General features: G+C 70.1%; 22 protein-coding genes. 16 read left to right on the forward strand and 6 right to left on the reverse strand.

All coding sequences use genetic code 11. The features are described 5' to 3' along the window. The first annotated feature begins 496 nt into the window (after positions 1 to 496). The 3 genes from ABZ717_RS15965 to ABZ717_RS15975 are packed head-to-tail and all read left to right on the forward strand — an operon-like array spanning position 497 to position 2,249. Positions 497 to 1,117 carry a hypothetical protein gene (locus ABZ717_RS15965; protein WP_358510480.1) on the forward strand — a complete coding sequence of 207 codons (621 nt, stop codon included), beginning with the start codon at positions 497 to 499 and terminating at the stop codon, positions 1,115 to 1,117. 14 nt (positions 1,118 to 1,131) lie between these two features. Next, a complete protein-coding gene (locus tag ABZ717_RS15970) occupies positions 1,132 to 1,788 on the forward strand; it encodes a hypothetical protein (RefSeq protein WP_358510483.1) in 657 nt (218 codons plus the stop codon). Between the two features lie 59 nt (positions 1,789 to 1,847). Beyond that, on the forward strand, positions 1,848 to 2,249 hold the full coding sequence (locus ABZ717_RS15975) for an NUDIX domain-containing protein (RefSeq protein WP_358510486.1): 402 nt from the start codon (positions 1,848 to 1,850) through the stop codon (positions 2,247 to 2,249). A gap of 3 nt (positions 2,250 to 2,252) precedes the next feature. On the opposite strand, the gene ABZ717_RS15980 is transcribed toward ABZ717_RS15975, so the two are convergent. Then, positions 2,253 to 3,182: a GNAT family N-acetyltransferase gene (locus ABZ717_RS15980; protein ID WP_358510489.1), complete on the reverse strand. Its 930-nt coding sequence runs from the start codon at positions 3,180 to 3,182 to the stop codon at positions 2,253 to 2,255. A gap of 52 nt (positions 3,183 to 3,234) precedes the next feature. Continuing rightward, positions 3,235 to 4,239, reverse strand: coding sequence for an MBL fold metallo-hydrolase (locus tag ABZ717_RS15985; RefSeq protein ID WP_358510492.1), 1,005 nt, complete (start codon positions 4,237 to 4,239; stop codon positions 3,235 to 3,237). A 193-nt stretch (positions 4,240 to 4,432) separates the two neighbouring features. On the opposite strand from ABZ717_RS15985, the gene ABZ717_RS15990 reads away from it, so the two are divergent. Then, complete coding sequence (locus tag ABZ717_RS15990; RefSeq protein WP_358510495.1) at positions 4,433 to 4,837, forward strand: single-stranded DNA-binding protein; 405 nt, start codon at positions 4,433 to 4,435, stop codon at positions 4,835 to 4,837. A 9-nt stretch (positions 4,838 to 4,846) separates the two neighbouring features. Here ABZ717_RS15990 and ABZ717_RS15995 read toward each other — a convergent pair whose 3' ends face one another. The 4 genes from ABZ717_RS15995 to ABZ717_RS16010 form a co-directional block, all read right to left on the reverse strand. Then, complete coding sequence (locus ABZ717_RS15995; protein WP_358510498.1) at positions 4,847 to 5,854, reverse strand: HAD-IIA family hydrolase; 1,008 nt, start codon at positions 5,852 to 5,854, stop codon at positions 4,847 to 4,849. A 46-nt stretch (positions 5,855 to 5,900) separates the two neighbouring features. Continuing rightward, positions 5,901 to 6,743, reverse strand: coding sequence for an AAC(3) family N-acetyltransferase (locus ABZ717_RS16000; protein ID WP_358510501.1), 843 nt, complete (start codon positions 6,741 to 6,743; stop codon positions 5,901 to 5,903). Between the two features lie 117 nt (positions 6,744 to 6,860). Beyond that, positions 6,861 to 8,126: a DUF1015 domain-containing protein gene (locus tag ABZ717_RS16005; protein ID WP_358510504.1), complete on the reverse strand. Its 1,266-nt coding sequence runs from the start codon at positions 8,124 to 8,126 to the stop codon at positions 6,861 to 6,863. Between the two features lie 47 nt (positions 8,127 to 8,173). After that, on the reverse strand, positions 8,174 to 8,524 hold the full coding sequence (locus tag ABZ717_RS16010; RefSeq protein ID WP_358510507.1) for an SCP2 sterol-binding domain-containing protein: 351 nt from the start codon (positions 8,522 to 8,524) through the stop codon (positions 8,174 to 8,176). Positions 8,525 to 8,685: 161 nt separating this feature from the next. Between ABZ717_RS16010 and ABZ717_RS16015 the strand changes: the two genes are divergently transcribed. From ABZ717_RS16015 to uvrA, 12 genes are all read left to right on the forward strand, one after another. Beyond that, positions 8,686 to 9,324: a membrane fusogenic activity family protein gene (locus ABZ717_RS16015; protein ID WP_358510510.1), complete on the forward strand. Its 639-nt coding sequence runs from the start codon at positions 8,686 to 8,688 to the stop codon at positions 9,322 to 9,324. A gap of 42 nt (positions 9,325 to 9,366) precedes the next feature. After that, positions 9,367 to 9,546 (forward strand): hypothetical protein, encoded by a 180-nt coding sequence (locus ABZ717_RS16020; protein ID WP_358510513.1) that lies wholly within the window; start codon positions 9,367 to 9,369, stop codon positions 9,544 to 9,546. Between the two features lie 21 nt (positions 9,547 to 9,567). Further along, entirely contained in the window at positions 9,568 to 10,368 is an 801-nt protein-coding gene (locus ABZ717_RS16025; protein ID WP_358510516.1) for a TlyA family RNA methyltransferase, read from the forward strand. A 111-nt stretch (positions 10,369 to 10,479) separates the two neighbouring features. After that, positions 10,480 to 11,406, forward strand: a complete 927-nt coding sequence (locus ABZ717_RS16030) for an NAD kinase (protein WP_358510519.1) — start codon at positions 10,480 to 10,482, stop codon at positions 11,404 to 11,406. Positions 11,407 to 11,430: 24 nt separating this feature from the next. Next, positions 11,431 to 13,143, forward strand: a complete 1,713-nt coding sequence (gene recN, locus ABZ717_RS16035) for a DNA repair protein RecN (protein WP_358510522.1) — start codon at positions 11,431 to 11,433, stop codon at positions 13,141 to 13,143. A 129-nt stretch (positions 13,144 to 13,272) separates the two neighbouring features. Further along, complete coding sequence (gene steA, locus ABZ717_RS16040) at positions 13,273 to 14,445, forward strand: putative cytokinetic ring protein SteA (RefSeq protein WP_358510654.1); 1,173 nt, start codon at positions 13,273 to 13,275, stop codon at positions 14,443 to 14,445. Further along, entirely contained in the window at positions 14,442 to 15,419 is a 978-nt protein-coding gene (locus tag ABZ717_RS16045) for a copper transporter (protein ID WP_358510525.1), read from the forward strand. The genes steA and ABZ717_RS16045 overlap by 4 nt, the downstream gene beginning before the upstream one ends. Then, entirely contained in the window at positions 15,416 to 16,219 is an 804-nt protein-coding gene (locus ABZ717_RS16050; RefSeq protein WP_358510528.1) for a hypothetical protein, read from the forward strand. The genes ABZ717_RS16045 and ABZ717_RS16050 overlap by 4 nt, the downstream gene beginning before the upstream one ends. Next, positions 16,216 to 17,817 (forward strand): lipid II flippase MurJ, encoded by a 1,602-nt coding sequence (locus tag ABZ717_RS16055; RefSeq protein WP_358510531.1) that lies wholly within the window; start codon positions 16,216 to 16,218, stop codon positions 17,815 to 17,817. Before ABZ717_RS16050 ends, ABZ717_RS16055 begins: the two co-directional genes overlap by 4 nt. Further along, positions 17,814 to 18,896 (forward strand): glycosyltransferase family 4 protein, encoded by a 1,083-nt coding sequence (locus ABZ717_RS16060; protein ID WP_358510534.1) that lies wholly within the window; start codon positions 17,814 to 17,816, stop codon positions 18,894 to 18,896. Before ABZ717_RS16055 ends, ABZ717_RS16060 begins: the two co-directional genes overlap by 4 nt. Before the next feature lie 310 nt (positions 18,897 to 19,206). Further along, positions 19,207 to 20,226, forward strand: coding sequence for a TerC family protein (locus ABZ717_RS16065; RefSeq protein WP_358510536.1), 1,020 nt, complete (start codon positions 19,207 to 19,209; stop codon positions 20,224 to 20,226). A 227-nt stretch (positions 20,227 to 20,453) separates the two neighbouring features. After that, entirely contained in the window at positions 20,454 to 23,288 is a 2,835-nt protein-coding gene (uvrA, locus tag ABZ717_RS16070; protein WP_358510539.1) for an excinuclease ABC subunit UvrA, read from the forward strand. Positions 23,289 to 23,405 lie beyond the last annotated feature (117 nt).

Genomic DNA, 23,405 nt, shown 5'->3' on the forward strand with positions numbered 1-23,405 from the left:
CGCCTTGACGCGTGCGGTGCGGGCGGCAACAATCACGCGGCGGGGAAGGAGGGAGAACCCACCCCCACCCCGCCCGACCACCGGCAGGTTCTCTACCTGAGGCGCCCCACCAGCAGACGTTGGGCAGCACGAAACCGGTGGTACCCAAGCTCCCCCTATATCAAGAGGAACATGCTGGGAGCTCCCGGAGCCACTGGAGATCGATGGGCTGTGGATAAGTGCACGGTGGGGATATACCGCATTGGTGATCTGGGTTCATCCCATGTCGTAAGCTGGAGGATACGAGTACTACTATGCGCTGCTACTGGTCAAGGTGGCAGCGCTTTTGAATGTTGACGGACGGGTTCGATGACTGAGGAAAGCCGATCGGGAGACCGCGAGGACTCCGGAGCACACGACCACAGCGGTAACGGCTCCGGTGGGCCTGGCGGACGCGGGCGCGGTGACGACTCCCGCTCCCGGTCCGGCTACAGGGGATCCCGGGACGATCGCCGGGATGATCGTCGTGGTGGTGGGAACCAGGGTGACCGTCGTGGTGGTGGTTATCAGGGTGGCCGGGGCCAGGACCGGGATCGTCGTGGTGGTGGGTTCCGGGGTGAGCGGGATCGTCGCGATGACCGGGGTGGTTATGGGCGTCGTGATGATCGTCCTGGCGCCAGTGCGGGTGGCGGTGGCGGCCGCGATTTCCGTCGGGACGACCGTCGCGATGACCGACGTGACGACCGGGGCGGCCAGAGCCAGGGCCGCGACCGCCGTCCTGTCGGCAACCGGGACGATCGCCGGGATGATCGTCGTGGTGGTGGTTATCAGGGTGGCCGGGGCCAGGACCGGGATCGTCGTGGTGGTGGGTTCCGGGGTGAGCGGGATCGTCGCGATGACCGGGGTGGTTATGGGCGTCGTGATGATCGTCCTGGCGCCAGTGCGGGTGGCGGTGGCGGCCGTGACTTCCGTCGGGACGACCGACGCGATGACCGACGTGACGACCGACGTGGTCCCCGTGAGGAGCGGGACCCGGCGGACCTCGCTCCGCCGCTGCCGGATGAGGCCACCTACAACCAGATCGACCCGGAGACCAAGCGCGATCTGCACTCGCTGCCCAAGTCCCTGGCCGAGCTGATCGGCAAGCACATCGTGGCCGCCGGCCTGTTCGTCGACGAGGACCCCGAGAGGGCCTACAAGCACGCCGCCTACGCCCGCCGCAAGGCCTCTCGCCTGCCGACGGTCCGTGAGGCCTCCGGCATCGCCGCCTACACGGTCGGCAAGTGGCAGGAGGCCCTCTCAGACCTGCGCGCGGCGCGGCGGATGAGCGGTCGGGACACCTTCCTGGCGGTCATGGCGGACTGCGAACGTGGTCTGGGCCGGCCGGAGCGGGCGCTGGAGATCACCAACGACCCGGCCGGGAAGGACCTGGACACCGCGGACCGGATCGAGTTGCGCATTGTGGCCGCCGGTGCCCGTAGGGACATGGGTGACGTCAAGGCCGCGCTGGCCGAGCTGCAGGTGCCGGAGCTCAAGGAACGCCGTGCCCGTCCGTACGTGGCCCGGTTGTTCTACGCCTACGCCGACGTCCTGGAGGAGCTGGGCCGTACCGATGACGCCCGCGAGTACTTCGCCCGGGCCTCTTCGGTGGACCGAGAAGGCATGACCGACGCCGACGAGCGTCTGGCCGCGCTGGAGGGCGTGGAACTGGTCGACCACGACGTCGAGGACGGCGTTGTCTGGACCGACGTCGAGGAGGACGCGGACCAGGCGGCGGAGGAGGCCGAGGAACGTAGGGGTCGGGACTGACCTTCCCCGAACCGATCGATGCGCCGTCGGGTGGTGAGAAGCCACTCGGCGGCGCCGTCGTGCGTCTGGGGGAGGTGCCCGCCGAGTACGACTCGGTGGTGTGCCTGACCTACCTGGGGGAGCGTCCCTTGATGGTCCGCAATCGTGAACGGGCCTGGGAGTTCCCCGGCGGGCATCGGGAGCCGGGGGAGGGGATCTCCGACACGGCTCGCCGTGAGGTGTGGGAGGAGGCCGGTGCCACCCTCGGGGAGATCCGGGTGATGGGTCACTACGTGCTGGCCAAGGGGCACACCACGGTGGTCACGCACGCCCGGGTGCGCGAGTTGGAGCCGTTGACCGGCCGTTTCGAGACCAGCGAGGTGCGCGCCTTCGACCGGCTGCCGGCCGACGATGAGTTGTCCTGGGCGGATGGTCTGTACGCGCACCTGCTCCGGATCCTGGACCTGCCCGGGGCGCCCTAGGGTTCAGGGCCTGCGGTAGGTCTGCTCGCTGCCGATGACGCCGTACCCGAGCCGGTCGTTGATGGCGAGCATGGGTTCGTTGTCGGCGTGGTTACCGGTGTAGGCGTACCGGATGCCCTTCTCCCGTGCGCGGTGCAGTGCCGTGGTCTTGGTGTAGGTGGCCAGCCCACGCTTTCGGTACTCGCGCAGGGTGCCGGTCATCCCCGATTCCATTCGGCCGGTGCCGTCCGAGTTGTAGCAGGAGATCGCCACGGGGACCCCGTCCAGCAGGAGCGCCAGGCTGAGGTCGCGGTCGGCCAGCGGGTTGCCCCACAGGATGCGGACCCAGTCCTCGTAGGGCAGGAATCCGTCGTCGAGGCCTCCGGGTTCGTCTTCGCTGGTGGCCTTGTCGATCTCGTAGATGGGGCGGGGGTCGTCGTCGAACTCCCGGAGGGTACGCAGTTCAGCGCCCTCGGGGGTGGGCGGAGCTTCCGGGAGCGTGGTCAGGTCCAGGCCGAGGATCTGGGCGCTTTCGGCGAGTTCGTACCCGCGGTCCAGGATCGCCCGTCGGAAGCCCTCCCCGCCGACCTGGACGCTCTCCTCGGCGGCGTCGGCGCCCAAGAGGTCGGCGCCACCGTCGACCAGGCGCCGTTCGGAGGTTTCCAGCAGCCGAGCGGGGAGGTCCCCGTGGACGAAGCGCGGTGCCACGGCGGCCATGTACGACTGCCCGTGCGTGCGCCCGTTCTCGCCCTCGTACAGACGGGAGAGGACGTGTCCGACCACTTGATCGCCCTCCACCGCGACGAAGCGTTGATCCCGGAAGTAGGTCAAGGGCCGGTCGAAGCGCTCCGTGAGGAGGGTCTCGGTGAGCACCAAGCAGGGGTAGGACGTCCGGATGAGCGCGAACGTTCCGGGGATGTCCGTGCGGCGCATCGGACGGATCTCGATCGTCATGCCGGGGACACTACGTCGCGGCCCCCTCGGGGCGCATCCGGTTTTTCTCGCTTCAAGCGCGTTCCTCTTCGGCCTTCCTCGCGGTGTCGGCCTGCTCTTGGGCGAGCCGGTCCAGCCAGTGCACGATCCCACCGACGTTGGCCTCGGCGCCGCTGAGGATGTCGAGTACCGCGGCGGCGTCGGGTGAGGCGTCCGGGGGCAGTGGCTTGTACCGGGAGATCACCTTGTCCTTGACCATGGCCACGGCGTGATCCAGGTCCCCACCGGTGTCCTGGGAGTCGCGGACGGTCTCCACCCACAGGCGTAGTTCGCGCTCGGCCCGGTCGAGTTTCTCGCCGACCCCGTCCACCGCGCCGAAGTGGGAGAACATCAGGCGCTGGGCGCCGATGTCACCGAACAGACGCAGCGTGCCCAGGCAGGCGTTCATGTCGAAGTCCGGCGGCGGGGTGGCGGGACGCAGGTCGCCGGTGAGCGGGTTGTACACGCCGAGGGCGTCGCCGACGTAGAGGTCGCCGGTGGCGGTGTCGACCAGACCCATGTGGTGCTTGGCGTGGCCGGGCGCGTAGTGCGATACGAGTTTGCGTCCCGCGCCGAGGTCGATCTCGCCGGTCTCGGCGACCGAACGGATTCGGGTCGCCTCGGTGGGACGCATGTGCCCGAAGAGGGTCTCCAACCGGTCGCCCCACACCATCTTGGCGCTGGCCATGAGCCGGCTGGGGTCGGCCAGGTGCCGGGCGCCGCGTTCGTGCACCACGATCTCGGCGTTGGGGAACAGTGCCGCCATGTCGCCGGTGCCGCCGGCGTGGTCCAGGTGGATGTGCGTGACCACGATGGTGGCCAGGTCGTCGGGGGACAGACCGAGTCGGATGACGGCGTCGCGCAGGACCGGGGCGGATCCGGCGGTGCCGACCTCCACGATGCAGGGCCGTTCGGTGCGGATGAGGTAGGCGGACACCACCCCCGGGTACCCGGCCAGCATCGTGTCGATGGCGTAGATCTCGTCGCCCAAGGGGATGATCCCCTCGGGCAGGTCGTCGGTGTTCACGTCTTTGTGCACGTCCGAGCACCCTTCTTCTACCGTTGCGGACCGAACCCGACTCTAGGGCACGGGGCCTGGACGGTCCTGTGTCGGGGGTCACCTGGGGCTCGGGTTATCCACAGATTCTCGAACGGTCTTTTCTCGCATCCTGCCGGCGGGGATCCTGGAATCAGTGCGCGCACCAGGTCACCCTCTACCGGGAAGGTTCCTCGTGCTCATCCGGAAACCCTCAGAAACCAAGGACACGACCAAGACCACGATCACGACCGAGGCCACGACAAAGGATCAGGGCCATCTCAACCAGGTGTTGGTGGTCGGGCGGATCACCGCCGCGCCGACCGTACGCGAACTGCCCAGCGGGGATCGGTTGGTCTCCTGGCGGATCGGGGTGGTCCGCCCCGAGGATCCGCGGCGTCCTGGGCATCGGCTGGACTCGCTGACCCTGGTCTCCTTCGAGGATTCGATGGTGGACCGGGTCCGGGAGTACCGGACGGGGGAGGTGGTCCGGGCGTCAGGGGCTCTGCGTCGTCGGATCTGGCGCGGCCCACAGGGGGTGCGCAGCATCCTGGAGGTCGAGGTGAGCACCGTCGCCATCGAACGGAGGCCCGTGGGGTGAGGCTCCTACCTACCAGCCCAGGACCCGAAGGGCGGCGGCCACCGACTCTCCGGTGGGGTCGATGGAGTCGTCGGCCCACACCGCGTCGCACAGGGCCCGCAGTCCGTCCAGCCGGTCACCGTTTCCGGACAGCTCGACCGCACCCGTGCCGGTGGTGGCGGTCCAACCACCGCACACCGACCGGTCGCCTTCTCGCCGTGGGCCGGGGTGGGTCTCGTTCATCCCCGACACGTCCCAGGACAGGTAACGGGGACGCTGATGGGGCGGGGCGGCCACCAGGTCGCGGGGTGTGACGACCCCGGACAGCACCAGCAGTCCGGCCGCGCCGTGGGTGGTGGCGCCCTCGATGTCGGTGTCCAACCGGTCGCCGACGATCAACGGGTCGGTGGCCCCGGTGCGGAGCATCCCCTCTTCGTGCAGGGGGCGCATGGGCTTGCCGGCGATCACCGGTTCCACTCCGGTGGCGTGCGCGATGACGCGTACGAAGGATCCGTTGGCGGGGGTGATGCCCCACTCGCCGGGGGCGGTGGCGTCGGCGTTGCTCGCCACGTAGTAGGCGCCGCGCGCCACCGCCAGCGCGCCCTGGTCGAGGAGTTCGCGGTTCATGGTGCGGGAGAAGCCCTGGACCACGGCCACCGTCGAGGTGTCGGCGATGGTGACGGGCCGCAGCCCCATACGACGTACCGCTTGCCGCAGCCCGGTGTCGCCGACCACGAGGACGTCCGAACCGGAGGGGAAACGCTCGGCGATCAGTCGGGCGGCGGCCTCCGCGGAGGTGACGACGTCCTCGGGGGCGGCCGGCACGCCCAGGTGGGTGAGGTGTTCGGCGATCCGAGCGGGGGTGCGTCCGGCGTTGTTGGTGACGAAGGCGACCTTGACTCCGGCGGCGCGTGCCTTGCCGATCGCCTCGGGTGCGGCGGGGACGGCTTCGGCACCGATGTAGACCACGCCGTCCAGGTCCAGGAGCATCGCGTCGTGGAGCTCGTTGAGCGGGCGGTCTGCTGCCTGGAGGGACATGGAGGTCGGCCCGTCTTTCCGTGTGGTGATGGTGGTCGCTTCCAGGCTAGGCGGCTCCGCCCCGCGGGGCCTCCCCACGGGGTGTGTGGTCCGTCGCAGCCGGGGCGCGGTGTTCGGTCAACCAGTCGGTGGCGAAGCGCACCGCCTCGGCGAGGGGGAAAAGGCGTGCGGTGGCGGCGCCCACGGTGTCGACCGTGACCGTGCCCGTTCGTTCCAGGTCCGTGCCCAGGGCGGCGAAGTCGTCGGCGTCGAAGGCGATGTCCTGGACGCTCAGCCAGGTCCGATCGCCATCGGGGGTTCGGACGGCGCAGGAGGTGTCGGCCCGGGCCGGGTTCGGTACCCGGTATTCGGCCAGATGGAAGGTGGTGCAGGTGTCGTAGCCGACACCTAATAGCAGGACGTGGGCGCCGAAGTCCGCCAACCTGGCCAGGGGCGATTCCTCGCCCAGGGCCGAGCCGAGCGGGTGGGGACGCATGAGGTGGTGGGCGTGGGGGCCCAACGCCGCGAAGGAGGTCTGCGGATGGGGGCTGCGTACCGCTCCCGGCCAGGTGCGCACCATCTCCGAGATCCGACCCATGTGGGCGCCGGGGGTGGCGAGGGGGTCGAACGCGGGTGTGTGTTCGCGGATGGTCGGCCACCAAGACTCGGGCACCGGCGGGTTCCGCCAGCCGGAGGGGTCGGTGTTGTCCGAGGTCTGGGTGGGCACCACCAGGGTCCCTCGGGGGCCGACCGCGTCCATCAGGGCCTGCACCACGGCCTGCTCGGCGCCGCACACCCACCCCAGGGAGCCGAGGGAGGAGTGCACGAGGAGGGAGTCGCCTCGGCGTACACCCAACCGGGCCAGGTCTCGGGCCAGGAGTACACGGGTCTGGGGGTGGTCGACGGGCATGTCCGTGTTCTCCTCTGCCGGGGTGGGAACACCCAGCGTGGCAGGGGGTGCGCGCCGGCGACAGAGGTTTTCTCGATGCCTTCGGCGACCGGGGCGCACCCTGGTCGCCCATGCGGGTCAGTCCAGAACCCGCATGACCAGGCCGGTGCGGGGTTTGGGTCCGAAGGAGGTGGATTTTCGGGGGGTGAGCTCGCCGCGGTCGGCGACGGCGTAGACCTGCTCCACCCGCAGTGGGGGCACGATGATCGCGGTGCCCCGTTCGGTGCGGGCGACGGCGATCGCTTCGGCCGGGTCGTCGTGCACCATGCGCACCTGTTCCTCGGGGACGCCCCACAGGGGTAGCAGGACCCGGTGCAGGGCGGCGGTGCTCAGGTGTCGCCACTGCGCCGAGCGTTCGGGCATGGCCCGTGACAGTGCTCGGTCGGTGAAGTCGTGCACCAGGTGGGCGGTGCCGTCGGGGGCGGCCACGATCAGGGCGGGGGAGTCCACGCCGTCCAGGTGGGTGGGGCCCGCGTCGGGAAGGGGGGAGACGGTGGCGACGGCGCGGGCCTGGTCCAGTGCCCGCGCGGTGTCCAGTCCGGGCAGGACGCGGTGGATGGCACCGAGCCGGGGCGGGTGGGTGTCACTGTCCACCAGCAGCGCCAGGCCGTGCCGCCAGGCGGGATCGGTGTGTTCGTCGCGCAGGCGTCGGTAGGCGGAGTAGCGGTGGTGTCCGTCGGCGATCAGGGCCGTGCGGGGAGCCAGGTCCTGGGCGACGCGGTGGTGGACGGCCGGGTCGGTGATCGCCCACAGGCGGTGTCGGGCTCCGTCGCCGGTGCGGGTGGAGATCAGTGGTGTGCCCTGGGCGGCGGCCTCGGTGGCGGTGGAGGCGGCTCCGCCCTCGCCCCGGTAGACCAGGAAGATCGGTTCGAGGTTGGCGCGGGCGGCGCCCATCAGCAGGAAGCGGTCGAGTACGGGGGGTTCGGCCACGTCCTCGTGCGGGCGGACCGCCGGTGTCGCCTCTTGGTCCTCGGGGAGTCCGAGGGCTCCGATGAGTCCGCGTTGGAGACGGCCGTCGGGGGTGATCTGCTCGTACACGTACAGGGCCGGTTCGGGGTCCTGGGCGAGATAACCGTCGTCGATCCAGCTGCGCAGCAGGGTGGCGGCGCCGCGGTAGCGGTGGGCGGCGGCGTCCTGGCGGGACAATTCGAAGGGGAGTGTGACCCTGGCCGCGTTGTGCGGGTCGGAGCGTTGGAGTTCCCGCGCCTCTCGGGCGTCGGGGATGTCGTAGGGCGGGGCCAGGAGTCGGGAGACGTCGAAACCATCGTCGATGAAGCGGTCGACGTCGGGCGCGGCGTAGCGGAGGCCGCGGAAGGGGGCCAGGTCAAGGGATTGGCGTGGCATCTCAGAAAGGTATCGTCCCGGCGGGCGGGCCGGGGCACCGCCCGGGATCAGAGCAGACGGCGCAGGCGCAGCAGGTCGCCGAAGCTCGCGTCGATCTTCAGACGGCGACCGAACAGGGCCTTGGCGGGGTCCAGGCGTTCCTCGGACAGGGCGACGAAGTCCTCGCTCGAAACGGTCACCGTGACCTGGGGTCCGGGGCCCGGCGTGGAGCGCGGGCGGTGGGTGACGTCGGTGAGGCCGTCGACGGTCAGGCACATGTCGAAGGCGGTGTCCAGGTCGGGGACGATCACGCTCACGGTGCGTTCGCGGATGTGCCTGCGGCGCCGTTCGAGGGGTTCTCGCAGGAGGCGCTCGTTTGCCCGGGCGATGCTTTCGAGGCACGCGTCGATGCTGCTCATCGGATCATGATGCCGTATCGGCGCGGAGATCGTCCGTTCGCGTGTCACCGGGACCGTGGGAACGGTAGCGTTGGCGTCGTCCCCCGGAACGAGGCCCCTCCCTCACCCGCGCCCTCTTTTCGTTCGTTTCCTCCCGCGGTCCCATCAAGGAGCACGTCATCATGGTCGTCGACGCGGTACGCACCTACCTCGATGCCGCCAATGGCCTCACCGAACTCTCTCGTAAGGAGGCGGTGGCGGCCGCCAAGGCGTTGTTGCGGGCCGGTGGCGCCAACGGCGCACCGGTCCCTTCGGTGGACGCCGCTCAGGGTCCGCCGCCGCGAGTGGGGCAGAACATCCAGGCGTTGGCGGGTGAGCTGATCGAGACCAGTCAGGCGAACCGGGCGGCCATCGCCGATCTGGTGCGCGCCGAGGTGGGGCGTGCCCTGGAGGAGTTGGACGTGGTGCCGCGCGCCGAGCACGACCGGTTGGTGCGCAGGGTCGCGGAGTTGGAGCGTCGCCTGGGTGCCAGGTACGCCGTGGAGCGGGTGCCCGGCCGGCTGGAGCCGGTGGCCGAGGAGGAGACCTCGAAGGCGGAGCCCGCCGAGCCCGACCCCGCCCCCGAGCCCGTGGAGGGCCCCGCCGACGAGGCCGAGCCCGTGAGCGAGCCCGAGCCCGAGTCCGCTCCCACCGAGCAGCCGGCCTCTCCCAGCGCCAAGACCGGTACCGGGACCAAGACCGCCACCAAGCCCACGGCCAAGAACACCCGTGCGCGCTCCACCGCCAAACGCACCACCAAGGGCAAGAGCGCCAAGAAGTGAACGAACGATAGTGTCGGGACGTGAGCGAGGGACGGGGGTCGTATGGGCGCCGACGAGCAGGCCGAGGCTTTGGCCGAACAGACCCTTCGGGCTACCAGGGAACGGTTGGCCGGGCTGGACGAGGTGCCCACGCACGAACACGTGGCGGTCTTCGACACCCTGCAACAGGAGTTGTCCGGTGTGCTCGGTGCGCTCGGGCAGGGGTCCCAGAGCGGGCGATAATGCCCGGTACCCTAGGTGACCATGGCAAAACGTAGTCGGCTCGACGCGGAACTGGTCCGCCGCGGTCACGCACGCTCCCGCGGTCACGCGGCCGAGATGATCGAGGGCGGATTCGTTCTCGTGTCCGGGATGGCCGCCTCCAAGGCCGCCACCCAGATCGGGACCGACCAGCCCATCGTGGTGCGCACACCCTCCGAGGAACCGACCTACGTCTCCCGTGGGGCGCACAAGCTCGTCGGCGCGCTGGACGCGTTCGAGCTCTCGGTGAAGGGGCGCCGCGCCCTGGACGCCGGCGCCTCCACCGGCGGGTTCACCGACGTGCTGTTGCGAAGAGGCGTCGAACGTGTCACCGCGGTCGACGTCGGTTACGGGCAACTGGCCTGGTCGTTGCGCAGCGACGATCGGGTCGAGGTGATGGAGCGCGTCAACGTCCGCGAACTCACCCCCGAGCAGATCTCCGAGCCTCGCCCCGACCTGGTGGTGGGCGATCTGTCGTTCATCTCCCTGAAGCTGGTGTTGGGTCCGCTGCGCGGGTGCGTCGACCCGGCCGCTGATTTCGTGATGATGGTCAAACCCCAGTTCGAGGTAGGCAAGGACCGGGTGGGCGCCGGCGGTGTGGTGCGTGAGCCGGCGCTGCGGGCCGAGGCCGTGTCCGACGTGGCCGCGCACGCCCTCACCTTGGGTCTTGGGGTGGTCGACGTGGCCGCGAGCCCCCTCCCCGGCCCCTCGGGCAACGTCGAGTACTTCCTGTGGATGCGGGCCGGTGCCGACCCGTTGGACCCCGCCCGACTCGAACGGGCGATCGAGGAGGGACCGGCCTGAGGGCGTGGCCCATGGTCGTAAGTGTCCGGTAGCGTGACCCGGCCGGGTCCGGGCGAGGCATCCGGTCGGTACCAGTGCTCCCGACCGGGGAGTGAATGTAAGGGGACGGCGATGACCGGCGGACGCAGTGTTCTGCTGCTGGCCCATACCGGTAGACCCGCGGCTGTGCGCAGCGCACGGTTGGTCCACGAAAGGCTCAGCGGGGCCGGGCTGACCGTTCGCATGCTCAAGAGCGAGCTGGAGAACCTGGCGGCCGAGGGTTGTGAGTTGTCCCCGGTGGAACCGGTGGAGGGCCCCCACGCCGCCGAGGGGGTGGAACTGGTCATGGTCCTGGGCGGTGACGGCACCCTTTTGCGGGCGGCCGAGATCGCCCGCCCCGCCGGGGCGCCGCTGCTCGGGGTCAACCTCGGGCACGTCGGGTTCCTTGCCGAGGCCGAACGCGAGGACCTGGGCGCCACGGTGCGCAGTGTGGTCCGACGCGAGTACGTCGTCGAGGAGCGCATGACCCTGGACGTGGCGGTCTTCAACGGAGGCCGTGGTGACGGGGCGCCCCCGGTGCGTTCCTGGGCGCTCAACGAGGCGACCTTGGAGAAGGCCGACACCCGCCGGATGTTGGAGATGGTCCTGGAGGTGGACGGGCGCCCCCTGTCCAGCTGGGGTTGTGACGGTGTGGTGTGCGCGACCCCCACCGGTTCCACCGCGCACGCCTTCTCCGCGGGTGGTCCCGTGGTGTGGCCGGACGTGGAGGCGTTGCTGGTCGTGCCGATCAGCGCGCACGCTTTGTTCGCCCGCCCCCTGGTGGTGGGCCCGGACGCGACCGTGGCGCTGGAGGTGTTGCCGGACACCACGCCGGGCGTGCTCTGGTGTGATGGACGGCGTATGGTCGAATTGCCCGCGGGGGCACGAATCGAGATCACCCGTGCCGATACGCCTGTTCGTCTGGCCCGGCTGCACCGCGCGCCGTTCACCGACCGGTTGGTGGCCAAGTTCGGTCTGCCGGTCACCGGGTGGCGGGGACGCGCCGGTCGCGAACGTTGAACGACTATTGCAGGAGAGGGTTCGGTGCTCGAAGAAGTCCGCATCCAAGGCCTCGGTGTCATCGACGACGCCGTGTTGGAGCTGTCACCGGGTTTGACCGTGGTCACCGGTGAGACCGGCGCGGGTAAGACCATGGTCGTCACGGGGCTGGGACTGCTCTTCGGTGGGCGTGCCGATCCCCAGCGGGTCCGGCCGGGTGCCGACCGGGCGGTGGTCGAGGGTCGGTTGACGGTGCCCGAGGGCGGTCGGGTGGCCACCCGGGTGTTCGAGGCCGGTGGCGACATCGACGACGACGTACTGATCCTGAACCGGACGGTGTCGGCGGAGGGGCGTTCGCGCGCGACCATGGGCGGTCGTTCCGCGCCGGTGAGCCTGTTGGCCTACCTCGCCGATGACCTGGTGGCGGTGCACGGTCAGTCCGACCAGCAGCGTCTGCTGCGCTCGGACCGTCAGCGTTCGTCGTTGGACCGGTTCGCCGGTGACGAGTTGGCCAAGGCGATGAAGCGTTACTCGGTGGCCTATCGGCGCCACCGCGAGATCTCGGCCGAGCTGGAGGAGTTGGTGGAGCGGGCGCGTGAGCGCGCCCAGGAGGCCGACCTGCTCCGGTTCGGGGTGGAGGAGATCGCCGCCGCCGAGCCGTTGCCGGGTGAGGACGCCGAGTTGCTCGCCGAGGAGACGCGGTTGGCGCACGCCGACGGGTTGCGGGTGGCGTCCACCACCGCGCACGAGGCGCTCACCGGGGACCCTGCCGCCGCGGAGGTGCAGGCCGACGTGGTGGGGTTGTTGTCGGCGGCGCGTCAGGCGGTGGCCTCGGTCAGCGAGCACGACCCGGACCTGGCCGCGATCGGTGGCCGGTTGGACGAGGCGTCCTACATCATCACCGACGCCGCCACCGAGCTGGCGTCCTATTCGGAGTCGGTGGACGCCGATCCGGGCAGGCTGGCGGAGGTGCAGGAGCGTCGTTCCCTGCTCACCCAGCTTTCGCGCAAGTACGGCGCGACCACCGATGAGGTGTTGACCTGGGCGGAGAACGCGGCCAAGCGGCTGGCGGACCTGGACGGTGACGACGAGCGCATCGACGCGTTGCGCGCCGAGACCGAGGACCTGGCCGCCCGTATGGACGAGGCGGCCGGTGAGCTCACCGGGATCCGTGAGGTGGCGGCCGAGCGGTTCGGTACGGCGGTCACCGAGGAGCTGATCGCGCTGGCGATGCCGCACGCGCGGGTGAGCGTGCGCATCACCACCGGTGAGGAGTTCGGTTCGCACGGGCGCGACGAGGTGGAACTGCTGCTGGCCCCGCATCCGAGTTCGCCTCCGTTGCCGCTGAACAAAGGCGCTTCCGGTGGTGAGCTCTCGCGGGTGATGCTGGCCATCGAGGTGGTCTTCGCGGGCTCCGACCCGGTCCCCACGTTCGTGTTCGACGAGGTGGACGCGGGCGTGGGTGGTAAGGCGGCCGTGGAGATCGGGCGGCGCCTGGCCCGCTTGGCCCAGCGTGCCCAGGTGATCGTGGTCACGCACCTGCCTCAGGTGGCGGCGTTCGCCGACGCCCATCTGGTGGTGGAGAAGTCCACGGAGGGTCTGGTCATCGAGAGCGGTGTGGTGCTGCTGGATCGGGCCGGCCGTGTGCGTGAGCTCTCGCGGATGCTCGCGGGTCTGGAGGACTCGGAGTTGGGGCGGGCGCACGCCGAGGAGTTGCTGGGTAACGCCGACCCCGAGCGGGCCTACCCGGCGGCCTGAACGATCGGCTCGACCTTCGCCGGTGCCCGGAATCCGGGCATCGGCGGTGTTTTGTCCTGAAAACGCCGTTCGGTCGACCGTCGTGACTCCGGGTGAGCGAAGTCTGACAGTATGCCAGCGATGAAGGTACTGCGATTCCGCCGCCCACGCGTGGAGGCCCCCGCCGGGCTGGTCGCTCCCGTTCGTTCGGACCGTCGAACCAAGAACCTGACCAGGCGCCTGCGTCCCGGTGACATCGCCGTGATCGACCACGTCGACCTGGACCGGGTCAGCGCGGAAGCGCTCGTGGGTTGCGGTGTGGCCGCCGTGGTCAACGTGGCCCCCGGCATCAGTGGTCGCTACCCCAACCAAGGGCCCGAACTCCTCGTGGGCGCGGGCATCCCCCTGATCGACGACGTCGACCCCGAGGTGTTCACCCGCGTGCGCGAGGGCGAACGGCTGCGCCTGGAGGACGACACCCTGTACCGGGGCGAAGAGGTGGTGGCGCGCGGGACCCGCCAGGATCGGGCCTCGGTCGACGCCGCCATGGAACTCGCCCGCGCCGGGCTGGCCACTCAGCTGGAGGCCTTCGCCGCCAACACCATGGCCTACCTCCAACGCGAACGCGACCTGCTGTTGGACGGTATCGGCATCCCCGTGATCGGCACCGCCATGGAGGGCCGCCACGTGCTCATCGTGGTGCGCGGGTACCACTACCGGGAGGACCTCGCGGCGCTGCGCCCCTACATCCGCGAGTTCCGTCCGGTCATCGTCGGTGTGGACGGCGGCGCCGACGCGGTCATGGAGGCCGGGTACCGACCCGACATCATCGTCGGGGACTTCGACTCCGTCTCCGACCGGGCCCTGGACAGCGGCGCCGAACTCGTGGTGCACGCCTACCGTGACGGGCGCGCGCCCGGACTGCAACGCCTGCGCGACCTGGACCACAAGGCCGTGGTCTTCCCCGCCACCGGCACCAGCGAGGACGTGGCGATGATGCTCGCCGACGGCGCCGGGGCCGCCCTCATCGTGGCGGTGGGCGCCCACGCCACCCTGGAGGAGTTCCTGGACAAGGGACGAGCGGGCATGGCCAGTACCTTCCTGACCCGATTGCGGGTGGGCGGCAAGCTCGTCGACGCCAAGGGCGTGAGCCGGCTGTACCGCTCGCGCATCTCCCCGTGGGCGCTGCTGGCGATGGTGGCCGCCTGCCTGCTCACCATCGTGGTCGCCGCGTACTGCTCACCGGCCGGCCAGGTCTACCTCACCTTCCTGGCGGCGCGTTGGGACGCGTTCGCCTATTCGTCGATGGGGCTGTTCACGTGATCGACTTCCGTTACCACCTGGTGTCCATCGTCGCGGTGTTCCTGGCCCTGACGGTCGGACTCGTGCTGGGCACCACCATGCTCCAGGATCCTCTGCTGGAGTCGATGCAGTCCGAGACCGCGGACCTGCGCGGCCAGAGCGAGGACCTGCGCGTCGAACGCGACGAGGCCGAACTGCTCAACGCCGGCGCGGACCAGTTGGCGCGGGCCACCGCCGGTGAGGTGCTCACCGACCGGCTCAAGGGTGTGGAGCTGGTAGTGGTCACCGCGCCCGGGGCCGACGAGGACGTGGTGCACGGGTTGGGGGAGCGGGCCGAGGAGGCCGGCGCCGAGGTCACCGGGCGTGTGCTGATACGGGACGCGCTCCTGGCCGAGGACGGGGCCACCTTCGTCGACGAACTCGCCCTACAGGTCTCCGACGCTCCCACGGAGCTGACCGGTGGGGCCCACGACAAGGCGGGCGCGGAACTGGGGCGGGCCCTGGTGGTTCGACAGGACGATGACGAGGGCGGACACGCCGCCGCGACCCTGGCCGCCTTCGAGGAGGGCGGCCTGATCACCGTGCAGGGTTCGCCCGCGACCGCCGCACGGGCCCTGATCGTGGTGGCCCCCACCGGGCCGGCCGAGGAGGAGGCCGAGTCCGCGACCACGGCGTTGCTCGCGCTCACCGGGGCGATGAACCGCCAAGTGGGGGCGACGGTCCTGGCCGGAGGTACCGAGGCCGCGCACGAGGGCGGGGTCATCGCCCGAGCCCTGGCCGAGGACGCCTCCTACAGCACCGTGGACGTGGCGGGCCGCCCCGCCGGTGACGTGGTCGTCGCCCTGGCCCTGGCCGAGGCCCTGGACGGTGGCCGTGGTGCCTACGGCGTGGGTGAGGGAGCCTCCGGGTTCCTTCCCGAACCCCTGCCCGAAGCCAGGAGTGGGGACGCGCCCTCGGAGATCGAGGCCGACGCGGCGGCCAGGACCACGGAGTGAACGCCGTGCGCGGACTGACCGGCGCCGCCCTGGGAGGCCTGTCCGCCCACTGCGCCTACCGGTGGCTGACACGGCGCCGCGACCATCTTTGGGAGCGGGTGAACTTCCGCGGTCGTACCGTCACCCTGCAAGCGGGGACCGCGTTGGCGTCGGGGATGTGCGCGGCCATGGCCCTGACCCCCGGAACCGACCCGAGGGTGCGGGCCGCCTCGACGCTGGCCGCCGCCGGTGCCGCCGCCTTCGGCGCGTACGACGACCTGTCCGGCTCGGCCGAGACCAAGGGCCTGCGCGGCCACCTGGGTGCGCTGGCCCGAGGCCGCGTCACCACCGGAGCGGTCAAGATGGCGGGCATCGGCGCCACCGGTGTGGCCGCCGCGTCGCTGCTGCGGCGGGGCCCGGCCGACACCCTGGTCGACGGGGCCTTGATCGCGGCCGGCGCCAACCTGGTCAACCTGTTCGACCTGCGCCCCGGGCGCGCGGTGAAGTTCGCCCTGCTGGCCGCCGCCCCGGCGCTGACCACCCCGGCCGCACCGCTGGTCGGCCCGTTGGTGGGGGCCTCCATCGCCCTGCTCCCCGACGAACTGGCCGAACGTTCCATGCTCGGCGACACGGGCGCCAACGCCTTGGGCGCCGCGCTGGGGGTGGCCGCCGTGGTGCGGGCCCCGCGACCGGTCCGGCTGGCCCTGCTCGGTGGCGTGAGCGCCCTGACCCTGGCCGGTGAGGTCACCGGCTTCTCCCGGGTGATCGACCGTGTGCCGCTGTTGCGCCGCCTGGACCACTGGGGTCGGTCGCCGACATGACCCGTGGTGTGGCCACGGCGGCCGCGCTCATCGCCGTGGTCACCGTGGGGGCGAGGTCGGCGGGTTTCGGTCGTACCGTCGTCTTCTCCCAGACGGTCGGTGACACCTGTCTGGGCACCGCCTACGTCACGGCGAACCAGCTGCCGGCGGTTCTGTTCGAGATCGTCATCGGTGGGGCCCTGACCGCCATGGTGGTCCCCGTCCTGGCGGTGGCGGTCCGGCGGGACGAACATGAACAGGTGCGGCACACCGTTTCCGCGCTGGTCACCTGGGTCCTGCTGCTCTCCCTGCCGCTGGCCGCCCTGTTGGCCCTGGCCTCGGTGCCGGCGATGACGCTGATGTTGGGGACGGGCCTGGGGTGTGATGGCGCCGCGTTGATCTCCCTGGCCGCGCGCATGCTCGTGGTGTTCGCCCCGCAGGTCGTCTTCTACGGGCTGGCCGCCGTGCTCTTCGGGGTGGCGCAGGCCCATCGGCGCTTCCTCGGTCCGGCCCTGGCCCCGTTGGTCTCCAGTCTGGTGGTGGTCGCCGCCTACCTGGCCTTCGTTCCCTTGGGGTCCGGACACCGTCAGGAACCGCAAACCCTGCCCCTCGGCGCCGAACTCACGCTCTCGTTGGGGACCACGGCGGGGGTGGTGGCCCTGTTCGTCACGGCGCTGGTGTCCGCCCGGGGCCTGGGGATCCGTCTCAGGGCACGCCTGACCTTCCCGCCCGGGGTGGGGGAGCGGGTGCGGTCCCTGGCCACCGCCTCCCTGCTGCCGTTGGTGGTGATGCAGGCGTCGCTCCTGTTGGCGGTGGTGTTGGCCAACCGGGGTGGGGGAGCGGGTGCGGCGGTGCACCACAGCTACGCGTGGGCGCTGTTCACCCTGCCCTACGGGGTGATCGCGGTGCCCGTGGCCACCAGTGCCTTCACCGAACTGGCGGTGGCGCACGCCGAACACGACCGGTCCCGGTTCGCCCGCTTGCTGGCGGGTGGGGTCAGGGCCGTGGTGGTGATCACCGCCGCGGCGGGCACCGCGCTGGCCGCGGCGGCCGGTCCGCTCGCGACGGTCCTGGCCCGGGTCGATCCCCTGCCCTTGGAACGAGGGCTGCTCGCCTACGCGCCCGGGGTGGTGGGTTTCGCGCTGGTGGCGCTGCTGAGCCGGGCCCTGTACGCCTCCCACGACGGCAGGCGGGCCGCCATCGCGCAGGTCACGGGGTGGCTGGTGGTCATGGTGTGCTCTTGTGCCCTGGTGTGGGCGTTGCCGGCCGGGTGGGCGATCACGGGGTTGGGCTCCGCCACCACCGTCGGTACGGGGCTGGCCGCGGTGCTGCTGTGCGCCGCGGTGATGAGTGTGCACGGACGTGACAGTCTGGCCGGACTGTCACGTTCGTTGGCGGCGGCGGTGCCGGCCGGGGTGGTCGGCGCGGTCGCGGGTAGGGCGGTGGCCGCGGTGTCGGCGCCGACCGGGGTCTGGGCGGCCGTGGGGACGGCGCTGGTGTCGGGCGGGGCGGCGCTGGTGGTGTTCGGCGCGGTCGTGGCCCTGTTGGACCGGTCGGCGGTGCGCGTGGTGAGCGGTCGGGCCCGGAAGGTACTCGAACGCAGGAGGGGGACACGGTGAACGGCAGGATCGCGCTGGTGGTCGGGACCAGTACCGGAGGTGTGGGCCGCCATGTGCGCTCGTTGGGGGCGGGGTTGCTCAGACGCGGATACCGGGTGGCGGTGGTCGGCCCGCCCGAGGTCGAGCGGGAGTTCGGTTTCACCGAGGCCGGGATGCGGTTCTCGCCGGTGCGGATCGGCACGGGGCCCTCATGGTCCGACCCCGGGGCGGTACTGCGGTTGCGGGCCGTGCTCGGTGGTGCGGACGTGGTGCACGCGCACGGTCTGCGCGCCGGTGCCCTGTGCGCCCTGGCCGGGGCGCGTCCGCTGGTGGTGACAGCGCACAACGGGCCGCCCCGGACGGAAGGGCCGCCGGCCGCGGTCTATCCGGTGCTGGAGCGGATCGTGGCGTTGCGCGCCGACGCCGTGCTGGGGGTCTCCGGTGACCTGGTGGAGCGGTTGCGGGCGGCGGGGGCCGAGGGCGCGCGCATGGCGGTGGTGGCGGCGCCGGGGACGGGGCGGGAGCTCAAGGGCCGTGAGGAGACCCGCCGCGACCTGGCGGTTTCACCGGAGAGACCATTGCTGCTCACGGTGGCGCGTCTGGCCGAGCAGAAGGGGATCGACATGCTGCTGGACGCGGCGTCGACGCTCGCCGGCCGGACGCCCGAACCGGTGGTGGTGATCGCCGGGGACGGACCGTTGTGGGGAGAGTTGCACGACGTGGCCGCGGAGATGGACGCGGACGTGCGCATGTTGGGTCGTCGTGACGACGTGGCGGACCTGTTGGCCGCCGCCGACGTGTTCTGTCTCACCAGCCGCTGGGAGGGTCCTTCCCTGGTGATCATGGAGGCTTTGCGGGCCGGTCTGCCGGTGGTGGCCACCCGGGTGGGCGGCATTCCCGATCTGTACGCGGGCACGGTGCTGATGGTGCCGCCCGGGGACCCTAGGGCGTTCGCCGCCGCGGTCGGGCGGGTGCTCGACGATCCCGGGCTCGCCGACGACCTGCGCGCGCGTTCACGCGAGGCGGCGCGGTCGTTGCCCACGGAGGAGGACGTGTTGGAGTCGGTGTGTTCGATCTACAAGACGGTGGCCCGATGGTGAGGGCGTTCGGCAAGGGGGATATGGCTCTCCGGAATGGTCGTTACCACCGTCGGGGCGACTTCCCCCCGGGCGTGGTTCATGGCATCCTGAGGACCGGCTCGGATGGCGTACCCTTTGTTGGTGCGCTTCTTGCGCCTGCTTCACCACGTGAGGGGAGTATCCCTGTCGCGGCGGCGCCGTCATCACGGACCACAACGTTGTGTTCCCGGTTCCGTCGGTCCACACCTTTGAGGTGCGGGCGGGAGAGACCTCCGGTTAGTTTTCGTGCGCGCACAACGCTCGCGCGCACCGACCGGAGGAGAATCCGTCAGTGAACGTTCCCCTGTGGGTCTGGGCTGCCACCATCGCGGCCATGATCCTGATCCTTGCCGTGGATCTGATCATCGTCGATCGCCCCTGGAGTAAGACCAAGGGCCCGATGGAATTCGGGATGAAGCAGGCCGGCTGGTGGGCGGTCTTCTACATCGGCCTCGCCGTGGTCTTCGGTTTCGGTGTCATGTACTTCGGCGGTGGCACCGCGGGTGCCGAGTACTTCGCCGGCTTCGTCACCGAGAAAAGCCTGAGCATCGACAACCTGTTCGTCTTCTATCTGTTGTTGACGGGCTTCGCGGTGCCCAAGAAGTACCAGCACGAGGTGTTGCTGGTCGGCATCGTCATCGCGATCGTGATGCGCGGCATCTTCATCGTCCTGGGCGCCCAGGTCATCAACGCCTGGAGCGAGGTCTTCTACCTCTTCGGCGTCTTCCTCATCTACACCGGTTACAAGATCATCCGGGACCACCTCAAGGGTGACGAGGACGACAAGGACTTCACGCAGACCCCGGTGGTCCGCCTGGTCAAGCGTTTCTGGCCGGTGACGAACGACTACCACGACGCCAAGATGACCGTGAAGCTCGACGGCCGTCGTCACGTGACCCCGATGCTGCTGGTGATCGTCGCGATCGGTGTCATCGACCTGGTCTTCGCCGTCGACTCCATCCCGGCGATCTTCGGTCTGACCCAGGACGCCTACATCGTCTTCACCGCCAACGCCTTCGCCCTGATGGGTCTGCGTCAGCTGTACTTCCTCCTGGCCGGTCTCATGGACCGCCTGGCCTACATCAGCTGGGGCCTGTCGGCGATCATGGTCTTCATCGGCGTGAAGATGATCCTGCACGCGCTGCACGAGAACGGCGTGCACGTCATCGAGGTCGGTATCGGCACCTCGCTGACCGTCATCCTGGGCATCATGACCATCACCATCATCGGCAGCCTGATCAAGTCGCGCTCGGACGAGGGCAAGGACAAGCGGGCCGAGGTGGAGACGGACAGCTCCGCCGACCGGTCCTGAGGGCCCTGGAGAACTTCAAAGAACCCCAGATATTCGAACGGTTGTTCGTCTATAGTGGTGGTGGTCTGACGCCGACGCGTCATGGCCACCACCACTTCTGCTTGGTGGAAGAAACCGTCACGGGCGATCGTTAGTCTTGGCGGACGGGGGAGGTGACCCCCTCCCCACATCCCCGCCATGGCCCGGACGGGCCTGCGACCGCCGTACCGCGAAGGATGTCTCACTCGATGGTCGAACAACTGGTGGTCCGTGGAGCACGGGAGCACAACCTCAAGGACGTCTCCCTGGATCTGCCCCGCGACTCCATGATCGTGTTCACGGGCCTCTCCGGCTCGGGCAAGTCCTCACTCGCCTTCGACACGATCTTCGCCGAGGGCCAGCGCCGCTATGTCGAGTCACTGTCGGCGTACGCCCGTCAGTTCCTCGGACAGATGGACAAACCCGACGTCGATTTCATCGAGGGCCTCTCGCCCGCGGTCTCCATCGACCAGAAGTCCACCAGCCGCAACCCGCGTTCCACGGTGGGGACCATCACCGAGGTCTACGACTACCTGCGCCTGTTGTGGGCGCGCGTGGGCGTGCCGCACTGCCCAGAGTGCCACCGCGAGATCGCCCGGCAGAGCCCTCAGCAGATCGTCGATCGGGTCATGGAGATGACCGAGGGCACCCGTTTCCAGGTGCTCGCCCCGGTCGTGCGCGGCCGTAAGGGCGAGTACGTCGAACTCTTCAAGGACCTGCAGTCCAAGGGCTTCACCCGCGCCATGGTCGACGGCCGGGCGGTGCGCCTGGACGAGACGCCCAAGCTGGGACGCTACGACAAGCACGAGATCTCCGTGGTCGTGGACCGTCTCAGCGTCAAGCCCGGATCCCTGGGTCGACTCACCGACTCGGTCGAAACGGCGCTGAAGCTGGCCGGGGGCACCATCGTCCTGGACTTCGTCGACCTGGAGAACGACGACCCCGAGCGGGAGAAGGTCTTCTCCGAGCACCTGTACTGCCCCTACGACGACCTGTCCTTCGAGCAGCTCGAACCGCGTTCCTTCTCCTTCAACGCCCCCTACGGCGCCTGCCCCGACTGCTCCGGTCTGGGCACCCGCATGGAGGTCGACGGCGACCTGCTCGTGCCCGACCCGGAGAAGACGCTCGCCGACGGCGCCATCGCCCCCTGGTCGGGCGGCCCGAACGGCGGTTACTGGGAACGCATCCTCAAGGCCCTGGGCGAGGCCATCGGCTTCGACACCGACACCGCCTGGGAGCGACTGCCCCGGCAGGCCCGCAAGGCCATCCTGGAGGGGCACGACACCCAGGTCCACGTGAGCTACCGCAACCGGTACGGGCGCAGCCGCTCCTACTACACCGAGTTCGAGGGCGTGGTGCCCTGGGTGAAGCGTCGTCACTCCGAGGTGGAGAGCGACCACACCCGTGAGCGCCTCGAAGGCTACATGCGCAGCGTGCCCTGCCCCACCTGCGAGGGCACCCGGCTCAAGCCGGTGGTGCGCGCGGTGACGATCGGCGGCAGGTCCATCGCCGACGTCGCCTCGATGTCGCTGAGCGAGAGCGCCGCCTTCCTGGCCGACCTGAGGCTTTCGGACCGCGACATGGTCATCGCCGCGCAGGTGCTCAAGGAGATCAACGCCCGCCTGGGCTTCCTGCTGGACGTGGGGCTGGACTACCTCAGCCTGGCCCGCTCCTCGGGTTCGCTGTCGGGTGGTGAGGCCCAGCGCATCCGTCTGGCGACCCAGATCGGCTCCGGCCTGGTGGGTGTCCTCTACGTCCTGGACGAGCCCTCCATCGGGCTGCACCAGCGCGACAACGCCCGCCTGTTGGAGACCCTGCAGCGGCTGCGCGACATCGGCAACACCCTCATCGTGGTCGAGCACGACGAGGACACCATCCGAGCCGCCGACTGGATCGTCGACATCGGCCCCGGCGCCGGCGAGCACGGCGGGCACGTGGTGGTCTCCGGCATCGTCGACGAGCTCTACACCGCCACCGACTCGCTGACCGGCGACTACCTGTCGGGACGGCGCGTCATCGAGTTGCCCGAGAAGCGTCGTCCCCTGACCAAGGGGCACGAGTTGGTGGTGCGCGGGGCCCGGGAGAACAACCTGGAGGGCATCGACGTCACCTTTCCGCTGGGCGTGTTCACCGCCGTCACCGGGGTGTCCGGTTCGGGCAAGTCCACGCTGGTCAACGAGATCCTGTACAAGGCGTTGGCCAAGGAGCTCAACGGCGCCCGCGACGTGCCCGGGCGGCACCTGCGGGTCAACGGGATGGGCAAGGTCGACAAGGTGGTGCACGTCGACCAGAGCCCCATCGGTCGTACCCCGCGCTCCAACCCGGCCACCTATTCCGGGGTCTTCGACCACGTGCGCAAGCTGTTCGCGCAGACCACCGACGCCAAGACACGCGGCTACCAGCCGGGCCGGTTCTCCTTCAACGTCAAGGGCGGACGCTGCGAGTCCTGCTCCGGTGACGGCACGCTCAAGATCGAGATGCAGTTCCTGCCCGACGTGTACGTGCCCTGCGAGGTGTGCCACGGCGCCCGGTACAACCGGGAGACCCTGCAGGTGAAGTACAAGGGCAAGAACATCTCCGAGGTGTTGGAGATGCCGATCGCCGAGGCCCTGGAGTTCTTCGAGCCGATCAACGCGATCCGGCGCCACCTGCAGACGCTCGTGGACGTCGGCCTGGGGTACGTGCGGTTGGGGCAGCCCGCCACCACGCTCTCCGGCGGTGAGGCCCAGCGGGTCAAGCTCGCCTCCGAGCTGCAGCGCCGATCCACCGGCAAGACCGTGTACGTGCTGGACGAGCCCACCACGGGTCTGCACTTCGAGGACATCCGCAAGCTGCTGGGCGTGCTCGACAGGCTCACCGAGAGCGGCAACACCGTGATCGTCATCGAGCACAACCTCGACGTGATCAAGACCGCCGACCACGTCATCGACATGGGCCCCGAGGGCGGCTCCGGCGGTGGCCTGGTGGTCGCGCAGGGCACCCCGGAGGAGGTCGGCGCGGTCGCGGAGTCCTACACCGGACGCTTCCTCGCCAAGATGCTCTGAGGCCGTCGCCGAGCGGGGGCCGGGACGGGGCACCCCACCTGAGCTACTACAGTTCGTAGTGGACTTTCAGGCGCAGGTGAGGAGCGTTCGGTCGTGGCCGGAATGAGGACATGCGGG

It is taken from the genome of Nocardiopsis sp. NPDC006832, assembly GCF_040635885.1.
Taxonomy (GTDB): Bacteria; Actinomycetota; Actinomycetes; order Streptosporangiales; family Streptosporangiaceae; genus Nocardiopsis.